This window comes from Pseudomonas sp. RIT288 (genome assembly GCF_000631985.1).
GTDB lineage: Bacteria > Pseudomonadota > Gammaproteobacteria > Pseudomonadales > Pseudomonadaceae > Aquipseudomonas.
Window position 1 is genome coordinate 89,810 of sequence record NZ_JFYN01000003.1, and the last position, 19,761, is coordinate 109,570.

Annotated in this window: 21 protein-coding genes; 10 read left to right on the forward strand and 11 right to left on the reverse strand. The window is 60.1% G+C overall.

The window, feature by feature from the left end:
- Positions 1-86 precede the first annotated feature (86 nt).
- Positions 87-872 carry a sulfite exporter TauE/SafE family protein gene (locus BW33_RS04985; RefSeq protein WP_047597432.1) on the forward strand — a complete coding sequence of 262 codons (786 nt, stop codon included), beginning with the start codon at positions 87-89 and terminating at the stop codon, positions 870-872.
- Positions 873-957: 85 nt separating this feature from the next.
- Here the strand turns inward: BW33_RS04985 and BW33_RS04990 are convergent, their stop codons facing one another.
- A complete protein-coding gene (locus BW33_RS04990) occupies positions 958-1,431 on the reverse strand; it encodes a GNAT family N-acetyltransferase (protein ID WP_047597433.1) in 474 nt (157 codons plus the stop codon).
- Between the two features lie 209 nt (positions 1,432-1,640).
- Here BW33_RS04990 and BW33_RS04995 point away from each other — a divergent pair, with 209 nt between their 5' ends.
- On the forward strand, positions 1,641-2,213 hold the full coding sequence (locus BW33_RS04995; RefSeq protein WP_047597434.1) for a DUF4174 domain-containing protein: 573 nt from the start codon (positions 1,641-1,643) through the stop codon (positions 2,211-2,213).
- Positions 2,214-2,304: 91 nt separating this feature from the next.
- On the opposite strand, the gene ampC is transcribed toward BW33_RS04995, so the two are convergent.
- A complete protein-coding gene (gene ampC, locus BW33_RS05000) occupies positions 2,305-3,471 on the reverse strand; it encodes a class C beta-lactamase (protein ID WP_047597435.1) in 1,167 nt (388 codons plus the stop codon).
- A gap of 160 nt (positions 3,472-3,631) precedes the next feature.
- Here ampC and BW33_RS05005 point away from each other — a divergent pair, with 160 nt between their 5' ends.
- Positions 3,632-4,504, forward strand: coding sequence for a LysR family transcriptional regulator (locus BW33_RS05005; protein WP_047597436.1), 873 nt, complete (start codon positions 3,632-3,634; stop codon positions 4,502-4,504).
- A 130-nt stretch (positions 4,505-4,634) separates the two neighbouring features.
- Here BW33_RS05005 and gudD read toward each other — a convergent pair whose 3' ends face one another.
- A complete protein-coding gene (gudD, locus tag BW33_RS05010; RefSeq protein ID WP_047597437.1) occupies positions 4,635-5,978 on the reverse strand; it encodes a glucarate dehydratase in 1,344 nt (447 codons plus the stop codon).
- 25 nt (positions 5,979-6,003) lie between these two features.
- Positions 6,004-7,350, reverse strand: a complete 1,347-nt coding sequence (locus tag BW33_RS05015) for an MFS transporter (RefSeq protein ID WP_047597438.1) — start codon at positions 7,348-7,350, stop codon at positions 6,004-6,006.
- A gap of 366 nt (positions 7,351-7,716) precedes the next feature.
- On the opposite strand from BW33_RS05015, the gene BW33_RS05020 reads away from it, so the two are divergent.
- Entirely contained in the window at positions 7,717-8,430 is a 714-nt protein-coding gene (locus BW33_RS05020) for a FadR/GntR family transcriptional regulator (protein WP_047597439.1), read from the forward strand.
- A gap of 120 nt (positions 8,431-8,550) precedes the next feature.
- Here BW33_RS05020 and BW33_RS05025 read toward each other — a convergent pair whose 3' ends face one another.
- Positions 8,551-9,444: a DMT family transporter gene (locus BW33_RS05025; protein ID WP_052032684.1), complete on the reverse strand. Its 894-nt coding sequence runs from the start codon at positions 9,442-9,444 to the stop codon at positions 8,551-8,553.
- Between the two features lie 101 nt (positions 9,445-9,545).
- On the opposite strand from BW33_RS05025, the gene BW33_RS05030 reads away from it, so the two are divergent.
- On the forward strand, positions 9,546-10,409 hold the full coding sequence (locus BW33_RS05030) for a LysR family transcriptional regulator (RefSeq protein ID WP_047597442.1): 864 nt from the start codon (positions 9,546-9,548) through the stop codon (positions 10,407-10,409).
- Between the two features lie 117 nt (positions 10,410-10,526).
- Here the strand turns inward: BW33_RS05030 and trhP are convergent, their stop codons facing one another.
- Positions 10,527-11,861, reverse strand: coding sequence for a prephenate-dependent tRNA uridine(34) hydroxylase TrhP (trhP, locus tag BW33_RS05035; protein ID WP_047597443.1), 1,335 nt, complete (start codon positions 11,859-11,861; stop codon positions 10,527-10,529).
- A 192-nt stretch (positions 11,862-12,053) separates the two neighbouring features.
- Between trhP and BW33_RS05040 the strand changes: the two genes are divergently transcribed.
- Both BW33_RS05040 and BW33_RS05045 read left to right on the forward strand, forming a co-directional pair.
- The gene (locus BW33_RS05040) at positions 12,054-12,740 is read left to right on the forward strand and encodes a cysteine hydrolase family protein (protein ID WP_047597444.1); all 687 of its coding nucleotides are present in this window, start codon (positions 12,054-12,056) and stop codon (positions 12,738-12,740) included.
- A gap of 117 nt (positions 12,741-12,857) precedes the next feature.
- Complete coding sequence (locus BW33_RS05045; RefSeq protein ID WP_047597445.1) at positions 12,858-13,919, forward strand: AI-2E family transporter; 1,062 nt, start codon at positions 12,858-12,860, stop codon at positions 13,917-13,919.
- Here the strand turns inward: BW33_RS05045 and BW33_RS05050 are convergent.
- The 3 genes from BW33_RS05050 to BW33_RS05060 all read right to left on the reverse strand — a co-directional run bounded on the left by BW33_RS05050 (position 13,916) and on the right by BW33_RS05060 (position 14,975).
- Positions 13,916-14,098 carry a hypothetical protein gene (locus BW33_RS05050; RefSeq protein WP_003223603.1) on the reverse strand — a complete coding sequence of 61 codons (183 nt, stop codon included), beginning with the start codon at positions 14,096-14,098 and terminating at the stop codon, positions 13,916-13,918. The two genes, BW33_RS05045 and BW33_RS05050, sit on opposite strands and share 4 nt — an antisense overlap.
- Positions 14,099-14,200: 102 nt before the next feature.
- Positions 14,201-14,395 (reverse strand): hypothetical protein, encoded by a 195-nt coding sequence (locus BW33_RS05055; protein WP_047597446.1) that lies wholly within the window; start codon positions 14,393-14,395, stop codon positions 14,201-14,203.
- 229 nt (positions 14,396-14,624) lie between these two features.
- The gene (locus BW33_RS05060) at positions 14,625-14,975 is read right to left on the reverse strand and encodes a hypothetical protein (RefSeq protein ID WP_007965394.1); all 351 of its coding nucleotides are present in this window, start codon (positions 14,973-14,975) and stop codon (positions 14,625-14,627) included.
- Positions 14,976-15,231: 256 nt separating this feature from the next.
- On the opposite strand from BW33_RS05060, the gene BW33_RS05065 reads away from it, so the two are divergent.
- Positions 15,232-16,050, forward strand: a complete 819-nt coding sequence (locus BW33_RS05065; RefSeq protein WP_047597447.1) for a shikimate 5-dehydrogenase — start codon at positions 15,232-15,234, stop codon at positions 16,048-16,050.
- Between the two features lie 213 nt (positions 16,051-16,263).
- The gene (locus BW33_RS05070; RefSeq protein WP_047597448.1) at positions 16,264-16,782 is read left to right on the forward strand and encodes a cupin domain-containing protein; all 519 of its coding nucleotides are present in this window, start codon (positions 16,264-16,266) and stop codon (positions 16,780-16,782) included.
- 116 nt (positions 16,783-16,898) lie between these two features.
- On the opposite strand, the gene BW33_RS05075 is transcribed toward BW33_RS05070, so the two are convergent.
- On the reverse strand, positions 16,899-17,543 hold the full coding sequence (locus BW33_RS05075; RefSeq protein ID WP_047597449.1) for a YceH family protein: 645 nt from the start codon (positions 17,541-17,543) through the stop codon (positions 16,899-16,901).
- A gap of 125 nt (positions 17,544-17,668) precedes the next feature.
- On the opposite strand from BW33_RS05075, the gene BW33_RS05080 reads away from it, so the two are divergent.
- On the forward strand, positions 17,669-18,178 hold the full coding sequence (locus BW33_RS05080; protein ID WP_007965386.1) for a DUF1993 domain-containing protein: 510 nt from the start codon (positions 17,669-17,671) through the stop codon (positions 18,176-18,178).
- Positions 18,179-18,332: 154 nt separating this feature from the next.
- Here BW33_RS05080 and sstT read toward each other — a convergent pair whose 3' ends face one another.
- Positions 18,333-19,565: a serine/threonine transporter SstT gene (gene sstT, locus BW33_RS05085; RefSeq protein ID WP_047597450.1), complete on the reverse strand. Its 1,233-nt coding sequence runs from the start codon at positions 19,563-19,565 to the stop codon at positions 18,333-18,335.
- Between the last annotated feature and the right edge of the window lie 196 nt (positions 19,566-19,761).

Sequence of the window (19,761 nt, forward strand, 5' to 3'; positions counted from 1 at the left end):
CGATAGACCGCATCGATATATGTGGTTATATGAAAAATCGCTATGCTGCGGGCCAGATTTTTCCTGTCGTTTTTCTGGACGTCTTAATGGAATTGGCAAATTTCGGCCTGGTCATCGCCGGGCTGGTGGTGGGTTTTATTGTCGGCATGACCGGTGTCGGCGGCGGTTCGTTGATGACGCCGATCCTGCTGTGGTTCGGCATCAATCCGGCAACAGCGGTGGGCACGGACCTGCTGTACGCGGCCATTACCAAATCCAGTGGCGTGCTGGTGCACAAGAAGAACAACAACATCGACTGGGCCATCACCGGATGGCTGACGCTGGGCAGCGTACCTGCAGTCGCCCTGACACTGTGGTTCCTCAGCACCCTGCACACTGCGCCCGAGGCGATGAACGCGATCATCAAGCAAGCCTTGGGCTTCGTACTGTTCGCCACGGCGCTGGCGATTCTGTTCAAGAAGCGCCTGCTCGAATTCGCCCACAAACGCGCGGGCGGCAACTACAACCCGAGCGGCGCGCGCCTGAACGTGATGACGGTGATCACCGGGCTGATCCTCGGCACCATGGTCGCCCTGACCTCGATCGGCGCTGGCGCCCTCGGCACGGTCGCGCTGTTCATCCTTTATCCGCTGCTGCCGACCCGTCGGCTGGTCGGCACCGAAATCGCCCACGCCGTGCCGCTGACGCTGGTTGCCGGTCTGGGCCATGCGAGCATGGGCAACATGGATTGGGGCGTGCTGGGCTTCCTGCTGATGGGCTCGCTGCCGGGCATCTGGCTCGGCAGTCACCTGACCGGGCGCATTTCCGATGAATTGCTGCGCCCGTGCCTGGCGACCATGCTGCTGTTGATCGGCTACAAACTGGCGTTCTGACGCATCCCTGTCGTAACGCCACCGTCCCCTGTAGGAGCTGCCGCAGGCTGCGATCTTTTATAAAGATCGCAGCCTGCGGCAGCTCCTACACTGGGGTATGAAGGATGTTGAATTTCATGACGGTCACCGGCAAATCCTCGTACACCAGATCCTCGACCACCTCCCACCCCAGCCGCGCATACAGCGACTGCGCCGCGTCGGTGTACAGATACAACTCGGTCACGCCCAGCGCCGCCGCTTCATCGACGATCCGGTTGACCAGTTGCGAAGCAATCCCGCGTCCGCGCTCCTCGGCCTTCACGTAGACGCCTGCCAGCCACGGGGTCAGTTGCGGGCGGATCTTCATGTCGCTGTCGATCAGCAGCGCGCCACCGAGCAATCGGCCGTCTTCAATGGCCACCACTGCGCTGGGAATTGCACCTTTGCCGCAGGCGGCACGCATCCGTTCGGTGCGGGCCTCAAGAGTATCGCCGTCACGGAATTCGCCCCATTCCTTGAAGTTGAGTTCGGCCAGTTCTTCAATAAATTCGGGACGATCGCACAGGTAGTCGATGGGCATGGATTGAACTCCTTTTCATGGGCGGAACAGCCAGCCTAATGTGCTCACAAAAGGTAATCAAATCCATGTCACGATTGTGCGCAGGCGGTTGCGCAATGACGCGGCTGACCTAAGCTTCTGACAAGGCGAAACATATTTGCCGGGCACGACCCCGGAACAATCGCCGCGATGCGCAATCATTAGAGCGTGGATATCAAAAGGAGATGCGCATGCTCATCAGGTCACTGACCCTGACACTCTTGCTGGCGATTGCCGGCCCCTTGTTCGCCGCTGACAACGACTCGCCCATAGCCGGGGATAGGGGGCGGGCCCGGCCGTTGATCGTGATCGCACAAAGCACCATCGACCCAGTGTGGGTGGGGCTGAAAAAGTCGCTGGAAGATCCGGCGAACAAGAAAGGTGTGACTGACCGCAACATCAAGGTCTACACCATCCTCAATATGGCCGGACAACTCGATGGCAAGGATCTCGGTCAGCAAGACACCATGGCTTTGCTGCGGTCGCTGAAACTCGGTGCCGGCGCGTACCCGAAAGTGTTCCTGCTGGGCAAGGACGGCGAGACCAAGCTCTCGGCCTCGGGCGATGAAGCGAAGACGGTGGACCTGAAGAAAATCTTCGACACGGTTGATGCCCTGCCGGCGAGCGAGAAAGAAATCAGCGCACCGACAGTGGCCGAAACCGCCGCCGCAGCTGCCGAACCGGCAGCCAAGAAAGGCGAGAAGGGCGCCAAGGCGAGCAAGCCGGCGAAACCGAGCAAGCCACCGGAAATGCCGGATGATTGATGGCATGGCCTGAATCAAAAAGATCGCAGCCTGCGGCAGCTCCTACATAGAACCGGTGTAGGAGCTGCCGCAGGCTGCGATCTTTTGATTTTCAGTCGGTTAAAACACTGAGGATCGTGTGAGCAATCTTCACCCGCTCCGGAATCGGAAAGTTCTTGTTCGCCAGAATCACCACGCCGACATCCTTCGACGGCACAAACGCCACGTAACTGCCAAAACCACCCGTAGACCCGGTTTTGTTCAGCAGCACATTATCCGCCTGCGGCAGTGGCGAGTTGAGCCACTGCACCTTGTGCGGCTGCATGGCCATTTCCGTGCTGTTACCGGCCAGCAAACGTTCGAGGCTGATCGGGTAACGGTACATTTCCCAGCCCAGACCCTGAGTCATGTCGCCGACGCTGTAGTAACCGGTGTGGGTATTGGCAATGGCTTGTTGCAGCGGCGTTTCGAGGCTCGCCGGTTTCAGGTTGGCCTGCACGTAACGCAGCATGTCGGCGGCGCTGGTTTTCACACCGTAGGCTGGCGAGTCCATCGCGCCCGGGGTGACGCGCACCGGTTGATTGTTCTTGTCGTAGCCCTGCGCGTACAGGCTCATTTGCGCTTTTGGCACCTGCAGGTAGGTGTGTTGCAGGCCGAGTTTCGGCAACAGGGTTTCGCTCATCGCCTGATCATAGGGCTGGCCAAGGGTCTTGGCGGCCAGATAACCGAACAGGCCCAGGCTCGGGTTGGAATACAGACGCTGGCTGCCGGCCGGGAAGCTCGGTTTCCACTGTTGGTAGTAGCCGAGCATCTTGTCCGCCGAATCCCACTGGTCAGGGAATTGCAGCGGCAGGCCGCCGGCGCTGTAGGTGCCCAGTTGCAGCACGCTGATGTTGTCGAAAGCGCTGCCTTTCAGTTCCGGCCAGAGTTGGCTGGCCTTGGTCGACAGATCCAGTTTGCCGGTCGCCTGCGCATAGCCGGCCAAGGTGGCGGCGAAGGTTTTACTCACCGAGCCGATTTCGAACAGGGTGTTTTCGCTGACTTTCTGCCCGGTATCCTTGGCGGCGACGCCGTAGTTAAAGTAATGCGGTTGGCCGTTGATGGTGATGGCGACGGCGAGGCCCGGAACCTGCTGTTGCTGCATCACCGGGGTGACGGCTTTGTTCACCAGGGCTTGCAGTTGCTCGTCGCTGGGCGTGGCAGCCATGCACGCGTTAGCAGCGAAAATGACGCCGAATGCGCTGCAGGAAATGACTTTGCTCGGGTTGATGAAGGACATGAGTGAACCACTCTCCATGAGTGTTGAGGGTGATATCCCGCTACACTGCGGGCGATTTTCTTGTTGGTCGACTGATCAGCGCGGTCAATTTAGGCAGTTCGGCGGCGATCGACAAACGATGATATTTCGCATGAGCCATTAGAAAAATTTGGGACCAGGCATGATTCGACCTCAACTGCCGCTCAATGCACTGCGCGCGTTCGAAGCCTCGGCGCGGCATCTGAGCTTTACCCGTGCCGCCGTGGAGCTGTGCGTGACTCAGGCGGCGGTGAGCCATCAGGTCAAAAGCCTTGAGGCGCAGCTCAATCTCACTCTGTTCAAACGCCTGCCCCGCGGGCTGATGCTGACCAGTGAAGGGGAGACCCTGTTGCCGGTTTTGACCACTTCATTCGATCACATCGCACAGATGCTCGAGCGGCTGGCCGGCGGTCTGTATCGGGAAATGTTGACGGTGGGTGCCGTTGGAACCTTTGCGGTCGGTTGGCTGCTGCCACGGCTGGCAGACTTCCAGGCGAAACATCCGCTCATAGATTTGCGGCTGTCGACTAACAACAACCGAGTCGACGTCGCCGCAGAAGGGCTGGATTACGCGATTCGTTTTGGCGCCGGGGCGTGGCACGGCATCGAGGCAACGCGCTTGCTTGATGCTCCATTATCGGTGTTGTGCGTGCCGGAAATTGCCCGGCAGTTGCACACCCCGGGCGATCTGCTGCAACAGCGTTTGCTGCGTTCCTATCGCACCGATGAATGGCCGGAATGGTTTCATGCCGCAGGCCTGGCAACCCACGCAGCACCGCCGCAGAGCATTGTGTTCGATTCGTCGCTGGCGATGATGGAAGCCGCGCTGCAGGGCAGCGGAGTAGCGTTGGCACCGCCGTTGATGTTCGCCCGGCAACTGGCGGCGGACGTGATTCGTCAGCCGTTTGCGATTGAAATCACCACCGGCAGTTATTGGCTGACGCGCTTGCAGTCGCGCCCGGAGACGGTGGCGATGGGTGCGTTCAAAAACTGGCTGCTACAAATTTCTGCCTGACATAAATCCCCCTGTGGGAGCGAGCCTGCTCGCGAAAGCGGTGTGTCAGACGACAAAAATGTTGGCTGTTTTACCGCATTCGCGAGCAGGCTCGCTCCCACAGGGACGGCAGTGGACTGCAGATCAGAATTCAGCGCACCAGGCACGGCCGCTTGTTATCGAACGTCCACCCCGGAATCAAAAACTGCATCGCCACGCTGTCATCCCGCGCCCCGAGGCCCATGCCTTTGTACAGCTCGTGAGCTTTGGCCAGTTGATCCAGGTCCAGCTCCACCCCCAGCCCAGGTTTCTGCGGCACTTGCACGCAACCGTCGACAATTTGCAGCGGGGCCTTGGTCAGACGCTGGCCGTCCTGCCAGATCCAGTGCGTGTCGATGGCAGTGATGTTGCCCGGTGCCGCTGCCGCGACGTGGGTAAACATCGCCAAAGAAATATCGAAATGGTTGTTGGAGTGCGAGCCCCAGGTCAGGCCCCACTCGTGGCACAGTTGCGCGACACGCACCGAGCCCTGCATGGTCCAGAAGTGCGGGTCGGCCAGAGGAATGTCCACCGACTGCAGCTGAATGGCGTGGCCCATCTCGCGCCAGTCGGTGGCGATCATGTTGGTCGCGGTCTTCAGTCCGGTAGCGCGGCGAAATTCGGCCATGACTTCACGACCTGAGTAACCGTTTTCCGCACCGCACGGGTCTTCGGCGTAAGCCAGCACCTTATGTTGATCGCGGCACAGACGGATCGCTTCCTTCAGTGACCACGCGCCGTTCGGATCAAGCGTGATGCGCGCCTCGGGAAAGCGTTCGGCCAGCGCCGTCACCGCTTCGATTTCGGCATCGCCACTGAGCACGCCGCCCTTGAGTTTGAAGTCCTGGAAGCCGTATTTCGCTTGAGCCGCTTCGGCCAGGCGCACGACGGCTTCGGCGGTCATGGCCTTCTCGTGACGCACGCGGAACCAGTCGTTATCGGCCTCCGGTTCGCTGCGATAGGCGAGGCTGGTTTCGCGCTGGTCACCGACATAGAACAGATAACCGAGCATCTTCACTTGATCACGTTGCTGGCCTTCGCCGAGCAGCGCCGCGACCGGCACGTCGAGGTGTTGTCCGAGCAGGTCGAGCAGGGCGGCTTCGAGCCCGGTGACCGCGTGGATGGTGATGCGCAGGTCGAACGTCTGCAGGCCACGGCCACCGGCATCACGCTCGGCGAAGGTCTGGCGCACCTGATTGAGGATTTTCTGATAGTTGCCGATCGCGCTGCCGAGCACTAGGCTGCGGGCGTCCTCCAGCGTCTGGCGGATGCGCTCGCCGCCGGGCACTTCACCGACGCCGGTGTGCCCGGCGTTGTCCTTGAGGATGACGATGTTGCGGGTGAAAAACGGCCCGTGGGCGCCGCTCAGGTTGAGCAGCATGCCGTCGTGGCCGGCCACGGGAATCACCTGCATGTCGGTGATGATTGGCGCTTTGGCAGTGTCGTGTGCGGTCATGGTTTTTATCCTAATCAGACAGAATTCAGGCGTGTTTCGGCGCGGCTTTGGTCAGGGCGAGGTCAGCAGCCGGTTTCGGGGTGGTGCGGGCAGCGAAGACGATGATGGCGGCGATGATCGAGGTCGCGGCCAGGCCGTAGAGGCCGCCCTGGATCGAACCGGTGTGTTCTTCGAGCAGACCGAAGGTGGTCGGCGCAACGAAGCCGCCGAGGTTGCCCACCGAGTTGATCAGCGCGATCACTGCCGCGGCGATTCGCGCATCCAGATAGGCCTGCGGAATCGGCCAGAACAACGATGAGGCGGACTTGAAACCCAGCGCGGCAAAACAGATCGCGACAAAGGCGAAAATAGGCCCGCCGGTGGTGGACATGAACATCCCCGCTGCGGCGATCAACAACGCGGTGGCGACCCAGGCCTGCTGGTGCTTCCACTTGGTCGAGAAGGCAGCGAAGGCGTACATGCCAATGATTGACAGCAGCCATGGAATCGAGTTGAACAGCCCGACCTGGAAATCGCTCATCTCGCCCATTTTCTTGATGATGCTCGGCAGCCAGAACGTCGCGGCGTAGATCGTCAGCTGGATGAAAAAGTAGATCAGACAGAACAGGATGATCTGCCGGTCCTTGAGCAGTTTGCCTATTGATGGGCGGATCGGCGTCGCGGCTTCGCGGGCCTTCTGTTCATCATCGATGGCGCCGACCAGTGCGTCCTGTTCGGCGCGGGTCAGCCATTTCGCGTCATGGGGTTTGGCGTCGAGCCAGAACCAGACGAACACGCACAGCCCCACGGAAAACATCCCCTCGATGAAGTACATCCACTGCCAGCCGTGCATGCCCAGACCATTGATCTGCAAGAGCAGGCCGGACAGCGGGCCGGAGATCAGCGAGGCGACTGCCGAACCACTGAGGAAAATCGCGATGGCCTTGCCGCGTTCGGCGCCGGGTAGCCAGCGGGTGAAGTAGTAGATCACCCCGGGAAAGAACCCGGCCTCGGCCACGCCGAGCAGAAAGCGCAGGATGTAAAAGTGCGTTTCGTTCTGGATGAACGCCATGCCGGCGGCGACCAGGCCCCAGGTGAGCATGATGCGGGTCAGCCAGATACGCGCGCCGACTTTCTGCAGGAGCATGTTGGACGGCACTTCGAACAGCGCGTAACCGATGAAGAACAGACCGGCGCCGAAGCCGTAGGCAGCAGCCCCGATGCCCAGATCATGTTCCATGTGGGTGCGGACGAAACCGATGTTCACCCGGTCAATGTAGTTGACGATGAACATGATCACGAAGAGCGGCAGGACGTGGCGTTTCACTTTCGAGATGGCGCACGCGAGTGTCGAATCGACGCCCTCGTTCATCCCGGAGACGGAGGTTTTCACTTGGTTTTCTCCCACTGATTATTTTTATGCGGGGTAGGGCTGGGTATTGCGTTGTTGATAGACATCATACAACTGAGATTTTTTGTCCTACAAGTGGGGTGAAGTGATTAAATTTGTCTGATAAGCAGTTTTTTTATGTCTTTTTAGCTAATCAAGGCGGTTTTATTGGCCTTCAAGGGCGTTTGTTTCACTGTTAACGATGATGTTCAGACTTCTTGAAACGCGCTCAACTGACATATTGGGGCGAGGGTAATTCGGGTTTGTTGAGTGTTGTCATACAAGTTGATGGCGATTTCAGCACTAAAATCAATCTCGTCAGGCGCTGCGCAGTGCTACGATCTGCAAGCCTGATGACCGGAACCGATCATGCAAGAAGACCTCGACGTCCCCGCGCCCAAACGTGCGCACAACCTCGCACACGACCTGGTGGAGAAACTTACCCAGAGCATCCTGCTCGGCCAGATGTCGCCCGGCGACAAGCTGCCGTCGGAGAACGCCATCGTTCAGGAGCACGGTGTCAGTCGCACGGTGGTGCGCGAGGCGATTTCCAAATTGCAGGCGTCGGGCCTGGTGGAGACGCGGCACGGCATTGGCACGTTCGTCATCGAGCGCGTCGCGGAGCAGGGCTTGCGGCTCAATGTCGATACCGCGCTCGGGGTGCGCAGCATTCTTGAATTGCGCATGGGCCTGGAGACGCAAGCCGCGGCGTTGGCGGCGCTACGGCGCAGCGAACAGCAATTGCTGCAGATGCGTCAGGCGCTGGATGACTATCAGCGTCTGCTGGACAGCAATGACAGTTGTGTTGAGGCTGATCGACGTTTTCATCTGCTGATCGCCGAGGCCACCGGCAACGTCTGCTTCAGCGAAATCATGCAGCACCTGGGCAGCGCGATGATTCCGCGTCAGCGGCTCAATGCCGCCGAGCGTGGCGCGGCGGATCTGAGCAAGCTGGGGCAGTTGGCCCATCTGGAGCACGAAGCGATCTTGAATGCGATCAAGCGGCAGGATCCGGACGCGGCGCGCGCGGCGATGTGGCTGCACCTGACCAACAGTCGCGATCGCTTCAGTGCTCAAGGCTGATTGCCATGGGTCTGCTCGATGGCGCGGCCTGCGCGGGCACGCTTCCAAGCAGTCTGGCCCGGGTTGTCCGGACCTCCTTGGTGAGGTGTGTCATGGCTGGTAGTGAAAACCCGGCCTCGATCAGACCTCAACCGGTCGACCCTCCACCCGCCGCTCCAGATTCAACGCCAGCACACTGATCAACACCACCGCCGACCCCACCAGCACCCTCAGCGTCGGTCGCTCGCCCAATCCCAGCGAAGCAATCCCCATCGCCGTCGGTGGTATCAGGTACAGCGTCATCGTCGCCCGGCTCAAGTCCACATGCCTGAGCACAAAGCCCCAGGCCAGATAGGCCAGTGCACTGGGAAATACCCCCAGCGCCAGCACCGCCCATTGCACTCGCAGCGGCGCTTTGACTACCGCCGCACCCAGCCCCGGCAGATAAATCAGCAACAGCAGCGTCCCCGACCACACCGCATAACAGGCCAGACTGAAGCCGTCATAGCGCCGGGCGTGATGTTTTTGCAGGGCGAAGTAAATGCTCCATGACAGCGCTGCCAGCAGGATCAGCAAGCCATGCGCGTCGATCTGCCCCAGGCCCCGATCGGCGCTGACCACGATCACCACGCCAACCAGTCCCAGCAACACGCAGCCCCAACGCCAGACACTGACCTGATCCTTGAACACGTAACGCGCCAGCAGCGTACTGAATAGCGGGCTCGACTGCGCCAGTACACTGGAGGCGCCAGCACTGACGCTTTGCTGGCCGATGTTCAGCGCCACGTGATGCAGGCTGACGGCAAAAAATCCCAAGGCGAATAACAGCGGCACGTCGCGCCATTGCGGCAGGCGAATGCCCTTGAACGCCGCGATCACGGCCATGAACAACGACGCCAGCAGAAACCGCAGCAACGCCAGATGCCCCGGGTCGTAGGCTTGCAGGCCGATGTGAATGCCGGTCGGCGAATAGGCCCAACAGCCGACCACGAAGGCCATGGCCAGAATGATTTTCAAGGGAGAGGGAGACGGCATGATCGGCGCACCGCAAGGGTTGATGCGCCGAGTATCCGGGCGGCGAACAAGTCTCCACAACTGACTTATACTGCGCCAAATATTCACTTTTAGTGATGAGTATGGAGCTGGCGCAGATCCGCATGTTCAAGACCGTGGCCGACGAGGGCAGCATTGCCCGCGCCGCTGAAAAATTGTTTTGTGTGCCGTCGAACATCACCGCACGGATCAAGGCGTTGGAAGCGGAACTCGGTGTGGCACTGTTTCTGCGCGAGGGGCGCGGGCTGCGGATCAGCCCGGCGGGTCAGACGTTCCTGGCGTATGCCGAGCGGATTCTGGCGCTGACCGCCGAAGCCAGGCGCGCGGTGGATCCTGCCGCCGAACCGTCCGGGCCACTGCGTATCGGCGCCATCGAGTCCTCGGCCACCGGGCGTTTGCCGCGGCTGTTGGCCAAGTTTCACCAGCGCTATCCGCAGGTGGCGCTGGAATTGACCACTGGCACCTGGGGCCAATTACTCGACGACACCGTCAGCCATCGCCTCGACGGTGCGATCGTCGCGGTGGACGTCGAGCGCTCGCAACTCAAGCGCACGCCGATGTACCGCGAGGAGTTGCTGCTGATTGCTTCGACTTCGTTCGGCCCGGTGCGCGACATCCACGATCTGCAGGATAAAACCGTGTTCATGTGGCCGCAGGGTTGCCCGTATCGGGCGGCGCTGGAGCACTGGTTGTTGCGTCAGGGACAGGCGCTGCCGATTGTCAGCCTGGCGAGTTACGGGGCGATTGTCGGTTGCGTGAGTGCTGGCGCCGGGGTCGCGCTGGTGCCCAAAGGGGTGTTCGAGCAATACGCCAAAGGCGCTGGATGCGTGGGCTATGAGTTTCCAGAGCTGACGGCGATCGACAACCTGTTTTACTGGCACGAAAACGCCGGGGTACACCCGGCGCGTGAGGCGTTTGTGGCGATGTTGCGCGAGGAGTTCCTCTGAAGCCATCACCCCCACCGCGCACCTGTAGGAGCTGCCGCAGGCTGCGATCTTTTGATCTGGCTTTTCAATAACAAGATCAAAAGATCGCAGCCTGCGGCAGCTCCTACATGGAGGGGGTCAAGTAGTCAGGTCGCGCATCAGCAAGCCAAAACGCAAATCCACCGCATCCGGAATTGGCAGGTAAACCGTGTGCCCGTCGCCGGGGGCGACTTCAATGGTTTCACCCTTGGCACCCTGTAACTGGTGCAGGTCGAAGTGGAAATTGCCCTTGGGTGTCATCAATTCCAGATGATCGCCGAGGGCAAAACGGTTCTTCACCTTGACCTCGGCCATTCGGTCGCGGCGCTCGCCGGTCAGTTCGCCAACGAACTGCTGGCGCTCGGACACCGAGCTGCCGTTCTGATAATTCTGGTATTCGTCATGCACATGGCGGCGCAGGAAACCTTCGGTATAGCCGCGCTGGGCCAGTGATTCGAGATCGGTCATCAGGTTGCGATCGAACTCGCGTCCGGCCATCGCATCGTCGATTGCCCGGCGATAGACCTGCGTGGTGCGCGCGCAATAGAAGTGCGATTTGGTCCGGCCCTCGATCTTCAGCGAATGCACGCCCATGCGCGTCAGGCGTTCGACGTGCTGCACCGCGCGCAGATCCTTGGCGTTCATGATGTAGGTGCCGTGCTCGTCTTCAAATGCTGGCATCAACTCGTCGGGGCGATTGGCTTCCTGCAGCAGGAACACTTGATCGGTCGGCGCGCCGATGCCCAGGGTCGGCTCCGGCTGGAAAGTCTGCACGATCTCGCCGAGCTGATTTTCCGTGGCTTGCTGCGCCGAATACTTCCAGCGGCAGGCGTTGGTGCAGGTGCCCTGATTGGCGTCGCGCTTGTTCATGTAGCCCGACAGCAGGCAGCGCCCGGAGTAAGCCATGCACAGTGCACCGTGGACGAACACTTCCAGTTCCATGCCTGGCACCTGTTCACGGATTTCGCCGATTTCTTCCAGCGACAGCTCCCGCGACAGGATGATCCGGCTCAGGCCTTGTTGCTGCCAGAACTCGACGCTTGCCCAGTTCACCGTGTTGGCCTGCACCGAAAGGTGGATCGGCATCTGCGGGAAGTGCCGGCGCACCAGCATGATCAGGCCCGGGTCGGACATGATCAGCGCGTCCGGCGCCATCTCGATCACTGGCGCCAGATCCTTGAGGAAGGTCTTCAGTTTGGCGTTGTGCGGGGCGATGTTGACCACCACGTAGAAACGCTTGCCCTGGGCCTGCGCTTCGCGAATGCCAAGCGCGAGGTTGGCATGGTCGAACTCGTTGTTGCGCACCCGCAGGCTGTAGCGCGGCTGGCCGGCATAGACCGCATCGGCGCCGTAGGCGAAGGCGTAGCGCATGTTCTTCAGGGTGCCGGCGGGGGCGAGCAATTCCGGGGTGGCGAGGGGGAGGTCTGGCTTCATGGCGGCATCGGTCGCAAAAGCGCGGCAGGGTAGTGCAGCGGCAAATGCGGTTTATTGATCTGGATCTACGTTTGAGTGCGTGGTCTTCATCTGTGCAGAAAGGGCACAGATGATGTGCCGGTTCCACTGTGTTCGGTAAGACGGTGGCTGCGTAACCTTTGCGCATCCACTCAACCGTAACAGGAACTTCCCATGCAGAACTTTACTCGTCGTTTTCTCACCGCTTGTGCATTTTCCGGTGTCCTGGCCAGCAGCGCAGCGATGGCCGACAACCACCCGACCATTCGGGCAATGTCCGGCGCGACACCGGTCGATCATCTGCCAGCGGGCAAATCGGCACTGGTCGTGATCGATTTTCAGAATGAGTACTTCAGCGGCCGGATGCCGATCCCGGACGGTGCCGCTGCCCTGGCGAAAACCCGCGAGCTGATCACCTTTGCCGACAGTCACAAGATCCCGGTGTATCACGTTCAGCATGTCGCGCCGGCCGGTTCGCCGGTGTTTGCCCTCGATGGCCAGACCGTCAGATTTCACCCGGACATGCAGCCGCGCCCGCGAGATGTGGTGCTGCAAAAGAGCACCGTCAGCGTGTTCGCCAGCACCGACCTTGACCAGCAACTGAAAAAGGCCGGCATCCAGACCCTGATCATTTCCGGCCTGATGACCCACGCCTGCGTGGCGGGTGCCGCTCGGGATGCCGCGCCTTTGGGCTACAGCGTGATTGTCGCGTCCGATGCCTCGGCGACCCGCGCCATCACCCGCGCCAACGGCGTGTCTATCGACAAGGATTCGCTGCACAAGGCCGCGCTGGCGGAAGTCGAAGACACCTTCGGCGACGTGTTGAGCACTGCGCAGATCGTCAAACTGCCGGTGCACTGATTAGCCGGGCTGCATCGTCCAGGCAATCTATGCTCCATGAACAAAGATGGCACTCGCGCGCCCCCCGGCTGACTAAGGTTCGGGGCGTGCGAGACGCCTGACTGACATGGATCGGACATGAACGAAAAAACCCTGCAATTCAAATCCCTCACCGTGTTGTTGCTGTTGGTGACGGTCGCCTTCATCTGGATTCTGTTGCCGTTCTACGGCGCGGTGTTCTGGGCGGTGATTCTCGGCATTCTGTTTGCGCCGATGCAGCGCAAGTTACAGATCAAATTCGGCTGGCAGCGCAACCTGACATCTTTATGCACGTTGGGCATCTGCCTGGTCATCGCGATTCTGCCGGTGATCATCCTCAGCATCCTGTTGGTCCAGGAGGGCGCGACGCTGTACAACAACATTGAAAGCGGCCAACTCGACATCGGTGCCTATCTGGCGCAGTTCAAACACAGCCTGCCCCCGTACTTCCAGCATCTGCTCGATCGCTTTGGCATGGGCGAGCTCAACGGCCTGCGCGAGAAAATCGTCAAGGCGTCGATGCAGGGCAGTCAGGCGCTGGCGAGTCAGGCGTTCAGTTTCGGTCAGGGTACATTCGAGTTCGTGGTCAGCTTCGGCATCATGCTGTACCTGCTGTTTTTCTTTCTGCGCGATGGCGCCGAACTGGTGCGCAAGATTCGCACCGCGGTGCCGCTGGAAGAGCATCACAAACGCCGTTTGCAGTTGAAGTTCAACCGGGTGGTTCGCGCGACGGTGAAGGGCAACCTGGTGGTGGCGGTCACTCAAGGGGCATTGGGCGGGGCGATTTTCTGGTTTCTCGACATCCCCAGCGCGTTGCTCTGGGCGGTGCTGATGGGCTTTCTGTCGCTGTTGCCAGCGGTGGGCGCGGGGATTGTCTGGGCGCCGGTTGCGCTGTATTTCCTGCTCAGCGGGATGATCTGGCAGGGCGTGGTGCTGGCGCTGTTCGGGGTGTTCGTGATCGGTCTGGTGGACAACCTGCTGCGGCCGATCCTGGTGGGCAAGGACACGCGCATGCCCGATTACATGATCCTGATTTCGACCCTCGGCGGCCTCGCAGTGTTTGGCCTCAACGGTTTCGTGATCGGGCCGCTGATCGCAGCGCTGTTCATGTCGAGCTGGGCGCTGTTCATCGAGACCAAACCGAAAGTCCAGTTGCCTTAAGCGTGGAACGGCGTGCTGACGATTTTCTGCGACAGGGCCTGCGCCGCAGGCAAAGACGTGAGCGGGCCGCTGATCGGCTCGCCATCGCGCACCAGATACCAGCAGGCGAGCAATCCCGACGCTCTGAGCGATGCGGGAACAGCGCTGCCGACCACCGACATGATTTGAACCTGAGCCATGACAAGTACCTCCATCAATCTGTGGAGTTACCTTAGGGATTTGCTGCGCTCAGGGACAATCAACGCTTTCGATAGTGGTCATTGATCACAGTGAGGCCTGTTTCAATCGACAACCTGATCGAGCATGTGCACCACTTCGTGTTCATTGAGCAGACCCTTGTGCACGAGATTCTCCGCCAGCAGCGAAAGAAACTTGGCGCAACGGTGGCCTTCCAGGTGTTTGAGTTCAGTCAGCGCGCTGTACACCTTGCTCGAAGTGCACAGGCCAACGATGCGGTGCGGATTTTGTGTAGGCATGGGTCGTCCTTGTTTTTATCAACCTGTTGTTTACGGACGGATTCAGATTGCGGTTCCGTCATGTCAAATAGATGACCGTTGTGTGTTTTGCCCCCAGCGGTCAAGTCCATCATGCCGACTTTAGCCGCTGGAACTGTCCTCACAGCGACCTTTGCGAGATTTTTTCAGACTTTGCCCGACCGACGGTCATAAAAAAGCCCCGCTATAAAGCGGGGCTTGTTGTTGGCGATTACCAGCGCGGGCCACCGTAGTAGCCGTGTGGCCGTCCATAGTAGCCGCGTGGTGGGCCGTAGTAGACCGGGCCAGGCACGTAAACCGGTTGTTGCACATAGACCGGCGCCGGCTGGTAGTAGACCGGTGGCGGCGGTTGTTGCACATAAACCGGTGCCGGTTGAGCGTAAACAGGCTGTTGCACGTAGACCGGCCGGTCCTGGTTGATCAACGCGGAGCCGATGATGGCCGAGCCGACGATCGCACCAAACACTGCCGGACCCTGCCAGCCACCGCCGTGGGCTTCTGCCTGACCTGTGATAGCGAATGCACCAATCAACAAGGCCACGATGGGGAGTTTACGAATCATGATAATTCCTCGGTTCTTCGACCCGGCGTCCGGGCCTGCACCAGGCCCAAAGTTGTCGCGGGGATACTTCTATGACAGCGAAATTCGGAAAATCAGCACAGCCGCTGGGTAAATTTTGTGTAAGGTCTGTACCGGCTTCTTTACCGGTGGGTCAAAGGGGCTCGCAGCCCGTTGCAGACAGGCGCTTATGATTGTCCAGAACCCGATGGAATGGCTAACTCCGTCCATCCGAAATTCCGTTTTCAGGAGAAGTTTCATGCAGATGAATCCCAACAAAGACACCCAGCTGTGCATGTCCCTGTCGGGACGCCCGGGGAATTTCGGTCTGCGGTTTCATAACCATTTGTATGAGCAGTTGGGCCTGAATTTCTATTACAAGGCGTTCAGCAGTCAGGACTTGCCGGGGGCCGTCGGCGGCATTCGTGCGCTGGGGATTCGCGGTTGTGGCGTGTCGATGCCATTCAAGGAAGCGTGTATCGCGCTGGTCGATGAACTGGATGCGTCGGCAGCGGCGATCCAGTCGATCAACACCATCGTCAACACCAACGGCCATCTCAAGGCCTACAACACCGATTACATCGCCATTGCGCAATTGCTGGAAACCCACGCGGTACCGCAAGACACGACGTTCGCCCTGCGCGGCAGCGGCGGCATGGCCAAAGCGGTGGCCAGTGCCTTGCGCGATGGTGGTTATAAAAATGGCTTGATCGTTGCGCGTAACGAGCGCGCCGGGCGCGCACTGGCGGATTCGTTGGGCTATCGCTGGCAGGCGGTGCTGGGCGAAGAGCGGCCACAGATGCTGATCAACGTTACCCCGGTGGGCATGGACGGCGGGCCGGAGGCGGGGCAGCTGGCGTTCGAGCCTGAAGTGATCCAGGCGGCCGGGACCGTGTTCGATGTGGTGGCGATTCCGTCCGAGACGCCGCTGATCGTGCGGGGGCGGGCCGAGGGCAAGAAGGTGATTACCGGGCTGGAGGTGATTGCGATCCAGGCGCTGGAGCAGTTTGTGCTGTACACGGGCGTGCGGCCGACTGAAGAACAGTTTGCGGCGGCGGTGAATTTCGCCCGCAGCTGATTCTGTTTTTGTGTTGAATTGACTGGCCTCATCGCCAGCAGGCTGGCTCCCATATTGGATCTCCGGTGACCACCACAGGTGCAAGCCGTACCAATCACCAGTGGGAGTCAACCTGCTGGCGATGGCCACACCACTGTCTCAACCCCTTTTACCTATACTGCCGCCTCAGCAAGCCAAGACTTGCCCTTCACAAAAAAACTGATCGAGGCTCCCATGCATCCACCCATCCTCAACCTGCACCAGGTCGAACTCGAACCCCTGCCCGAAGCCCTGGCCCCGGAAGGTGAAACCGCTGGCCGCTACCAGCAAAGCATGGCGCGCATAGGCCAGCAGCTTGGGGCGCAGAAACTCGGTTATCGGCTTTATGCCCTGCCGCCGGGTATGCGCGGCAGTCCGTTTCATAGCCACCGGGTCAACGAAGAGATGTTTTTTGTGGTGAGCGGGGAAGGCGAGGTGCGGCTGGGGGCCGAGCGCTTCCCGATTCGCGCGGGCGACGTGATTGCCTGCCCGCCGGGCGGCCCGGAAACGGCGCATCAGATCATCAATACCAGCGACGCAGAGCTGCGTTATCTGGCGGTCAGCACCCAGCAGCAACCGGATATCTGTGAATACCCGGACTCCAACAAATACGCGGTGATGGACAATTTCAAGGTCGATGCCCAAGGCAATGCGTCAGGCTTTGTTGCCGTGGCGCGGCAGGCGGACGGGGTGGATTACTGGGAGGGTGAATAGCGCACAAGCGCCTTGTGGGAGCCAGCCTGCTGGCGATTGCGGCCTGTCAGTCACAAATTATTTGAATGTGCTGACGCCATCGCGAGCAGGCTCACTCCTACAAGGGATTGTGCTAATTATTCGAGGCGCGCCAGGCGCTCTTCCAGCGCGGCAATCCGTGCTTCCAGCTCTTCGATGCGCTCAATGGACACACCGCTGGTCGAGCGTTCCCCAGGATTCTGCCGCGCCGCCAGAATCGCCTCGATATCCGCTGGATCGCCCAGTGCATGGGTGTAGCGGTCTTCGCGCTGACCGGCCTGACGCGGGATCAACACGGCCAGCCCGCGCGCGATCAGGCGCTCAAGCTGATGCACCACTTGCTCGGCATCTTCGAAGTCGTGCATGCGGCCGCTGCGGGTCAGCAGCTCATTCACCGTCTGCGGGCCACGCAGGAACATCAAACCGCTGAGAATCACCTGGGCCGGCACCAGTTCCAGCGCCTTGTCGAGCTTGTGCTCCCAGCGGTCGGCGCGACTGCCCATGACCAGTTTGGCGTAACCGTGGCTTTCCAGCGCGCGCAGGCTCTGGCCGACCTGGCCTTGGGTCAGGTTCATCACCGGCTCGCGGCTGGTTTTCTGATTGCAGGCCAGCACCAGTGCATTGAGGGTCAGCGGATAGGTTTCCGGGCTGGTGGCCTGTTTTTCGATCAACGAACCCAGGATGCGGATTTCCGTGGCGTTGAGCCGTGGTTCGTCGGTGGTGGTTGCAAGTTCGGTGGTCATCGCGCGTTCCCTCTGCAGTCGAAGGCGCCTAGCCTAATCCTTGGCTAACAAAAGGCAAGCCGTGTGGTCATCAAGCATGGCTATAATCGCCTCCACGTTCCACCCAGCCACCACACGAGACTGCCATGACCATTTCCCTGTACGCCGCATCCGTCCCGGTTTTTCAACAAATGCTCAACGCCCTGAGCGATGTCCTGAAAAAGGCTGAAGCCCACGCCACCGAGAAAAACATCGATCCGAACGCCTTCCTGCAAGCGCGCCTGTACCCGGACATGTTCCCGCTGGTGCGTCAGGTGCAGATCGCGGTCGACTTCGCCAAGGGCGTTTCCTCGCGTCTGGCCGAAGTCGAAATCCCGAAATATGACGACACCGAAACCACCTTCGCCGAGCTGCAGGCGCTGATCGCCAAGGTCCTGGCCTACATCGGCGAGATCAAGCCGGAGCAGATCAATGGCAAGGAAGGCATCGAGATCGTGACTCGTCCGGGCACCCCGAAAGAGAAGCGCTTCAGCGGCCAGGCTTACCTGCTGAGCTACGGTCTGCCGCAGTTCTTCTTCCACGTCACCACCACCTATGCGCTGCTGCGCCACAACGGTGTTGAAGTGGGTAAACGCGATTACATGGGCGCGTACTAAAACACCCAGCTACAAAAAAGCCCGCCAAGGTTTGCGCCTTGGCGGGCTTTTTATTGCTTTTTGTAGGAGTGAGCCTGCTCGCGAAGGCGGTGTGTCATTCAAAGGTGAGTTTGCAGATCAGACGCTATCGCGAGCAGGCTCACTCCTACAGGGGTTATGCGGTGCGTTGGGCTTTCGCTTCTTCACCCAGGCATGCCGCAGCGGTGAACAAAACGTCAGTCGACGAATTCAGCGCCGTCTCGGCGGAATCCTGCAGCACGCCAATGATGAAACCGACCGCCACCACCTGCATGGCAATCTCGCTCGGAATACCGAACAGGCTGCACGCCAGCGGAATCAGCAGCAGCGAGCCGCCGGCCACGCCCGAGGCGCCACAGGCACAGATCGCCGCGACGACGCTGAGCAGAATCGCGGTCGGAATGTCCACGGCAATCCCCAGCGTGTGTACCGCTGCCAGGGTCAGCACGGTGATGGTGATCGCCGCGCCGGCCATGTTGATGGTTGCGCCCAACGGAATCGATACCGAGTAGGTGTCTTCATGCAAGCCCAGGCGCTTGCTCAGTTCCAGGTTGACCGGAATGTTCGCCGCCGAGCTGCGGGTGAAGAACGCGGTGATCCCGCTTTCGCGCAGGCACTTGAGGGTCAGCGGATACGGGTTGCGACGCAGTTTCCAGAACACGATCAGCGGGTTCATCACCAGCGCAACGAACAGCATGCAGCCCAGCAGCACGCCCAGCAGGTGTGCGTAACCGATCAGTGCGCCGAAGCCAGAGGTTGCGAGGGTCGAGGCCACCAGACCGAAAATGCCCAGGGGTGCGAAGCGAATCACCACACGCACGATCAGCGTTACACCGTTGGACAGATCGCCAACTACTTCGCGGGTGGTGTCGCCGGCATGGCGAATCGCGACGCCCATGCCGATCGCCCAGGCCAGAATGCCGATGAAGTTGGCGTTCATCAGGGCGCTTACCGGGTTGTCGACCACGCTCAACAGCAGGCTCTGCAGGACTTCAGTGATCCCGCCGGGTGCGGTTACCGCCACGTTTTCGGTGGACAGCACCAGATGCGAGGGAAACGCCATGCTGGCGATAACCGCGACCACCGCCGCAGCAAAGGTGCCGAGCAGATACAGAAACAGGATCGGCCGGATATGGGTTTCCTGACCGTGCTTGTGGTTGGCAATCGATGCCATCACCAGCACGAACACCAGAATCGGCGCCACGGCTTTCAGCGCCGAGACGAACACTTTGCCGATGAACGCCGAGCCTTTCGCCGCTTCCGGAGCGAACAGCGCCAAGGTGATACCGGCAATCAGACCGATCAGGATCTGCGTGACCAGGCTGAGGTTTTTCAGGCGTTGCAATAGAGAAGGGGATGAAGCGGTCATAACGGCATCTCTGATTTTTTATAGGGTGCAAGGTTGCGTGAAACCGGTGATACATCGGGGGCAGGTCACCGGCACGAACCGAAAGGGCTGACGCGCCATCAACGCTGTTAAACAGGCCGCTGAATAGGGTGTACGTTTTTCAGGGCGCGGACTTTATCACAGCGCAGGCGTTATCCTTCAGGCCTGTGACGATCTG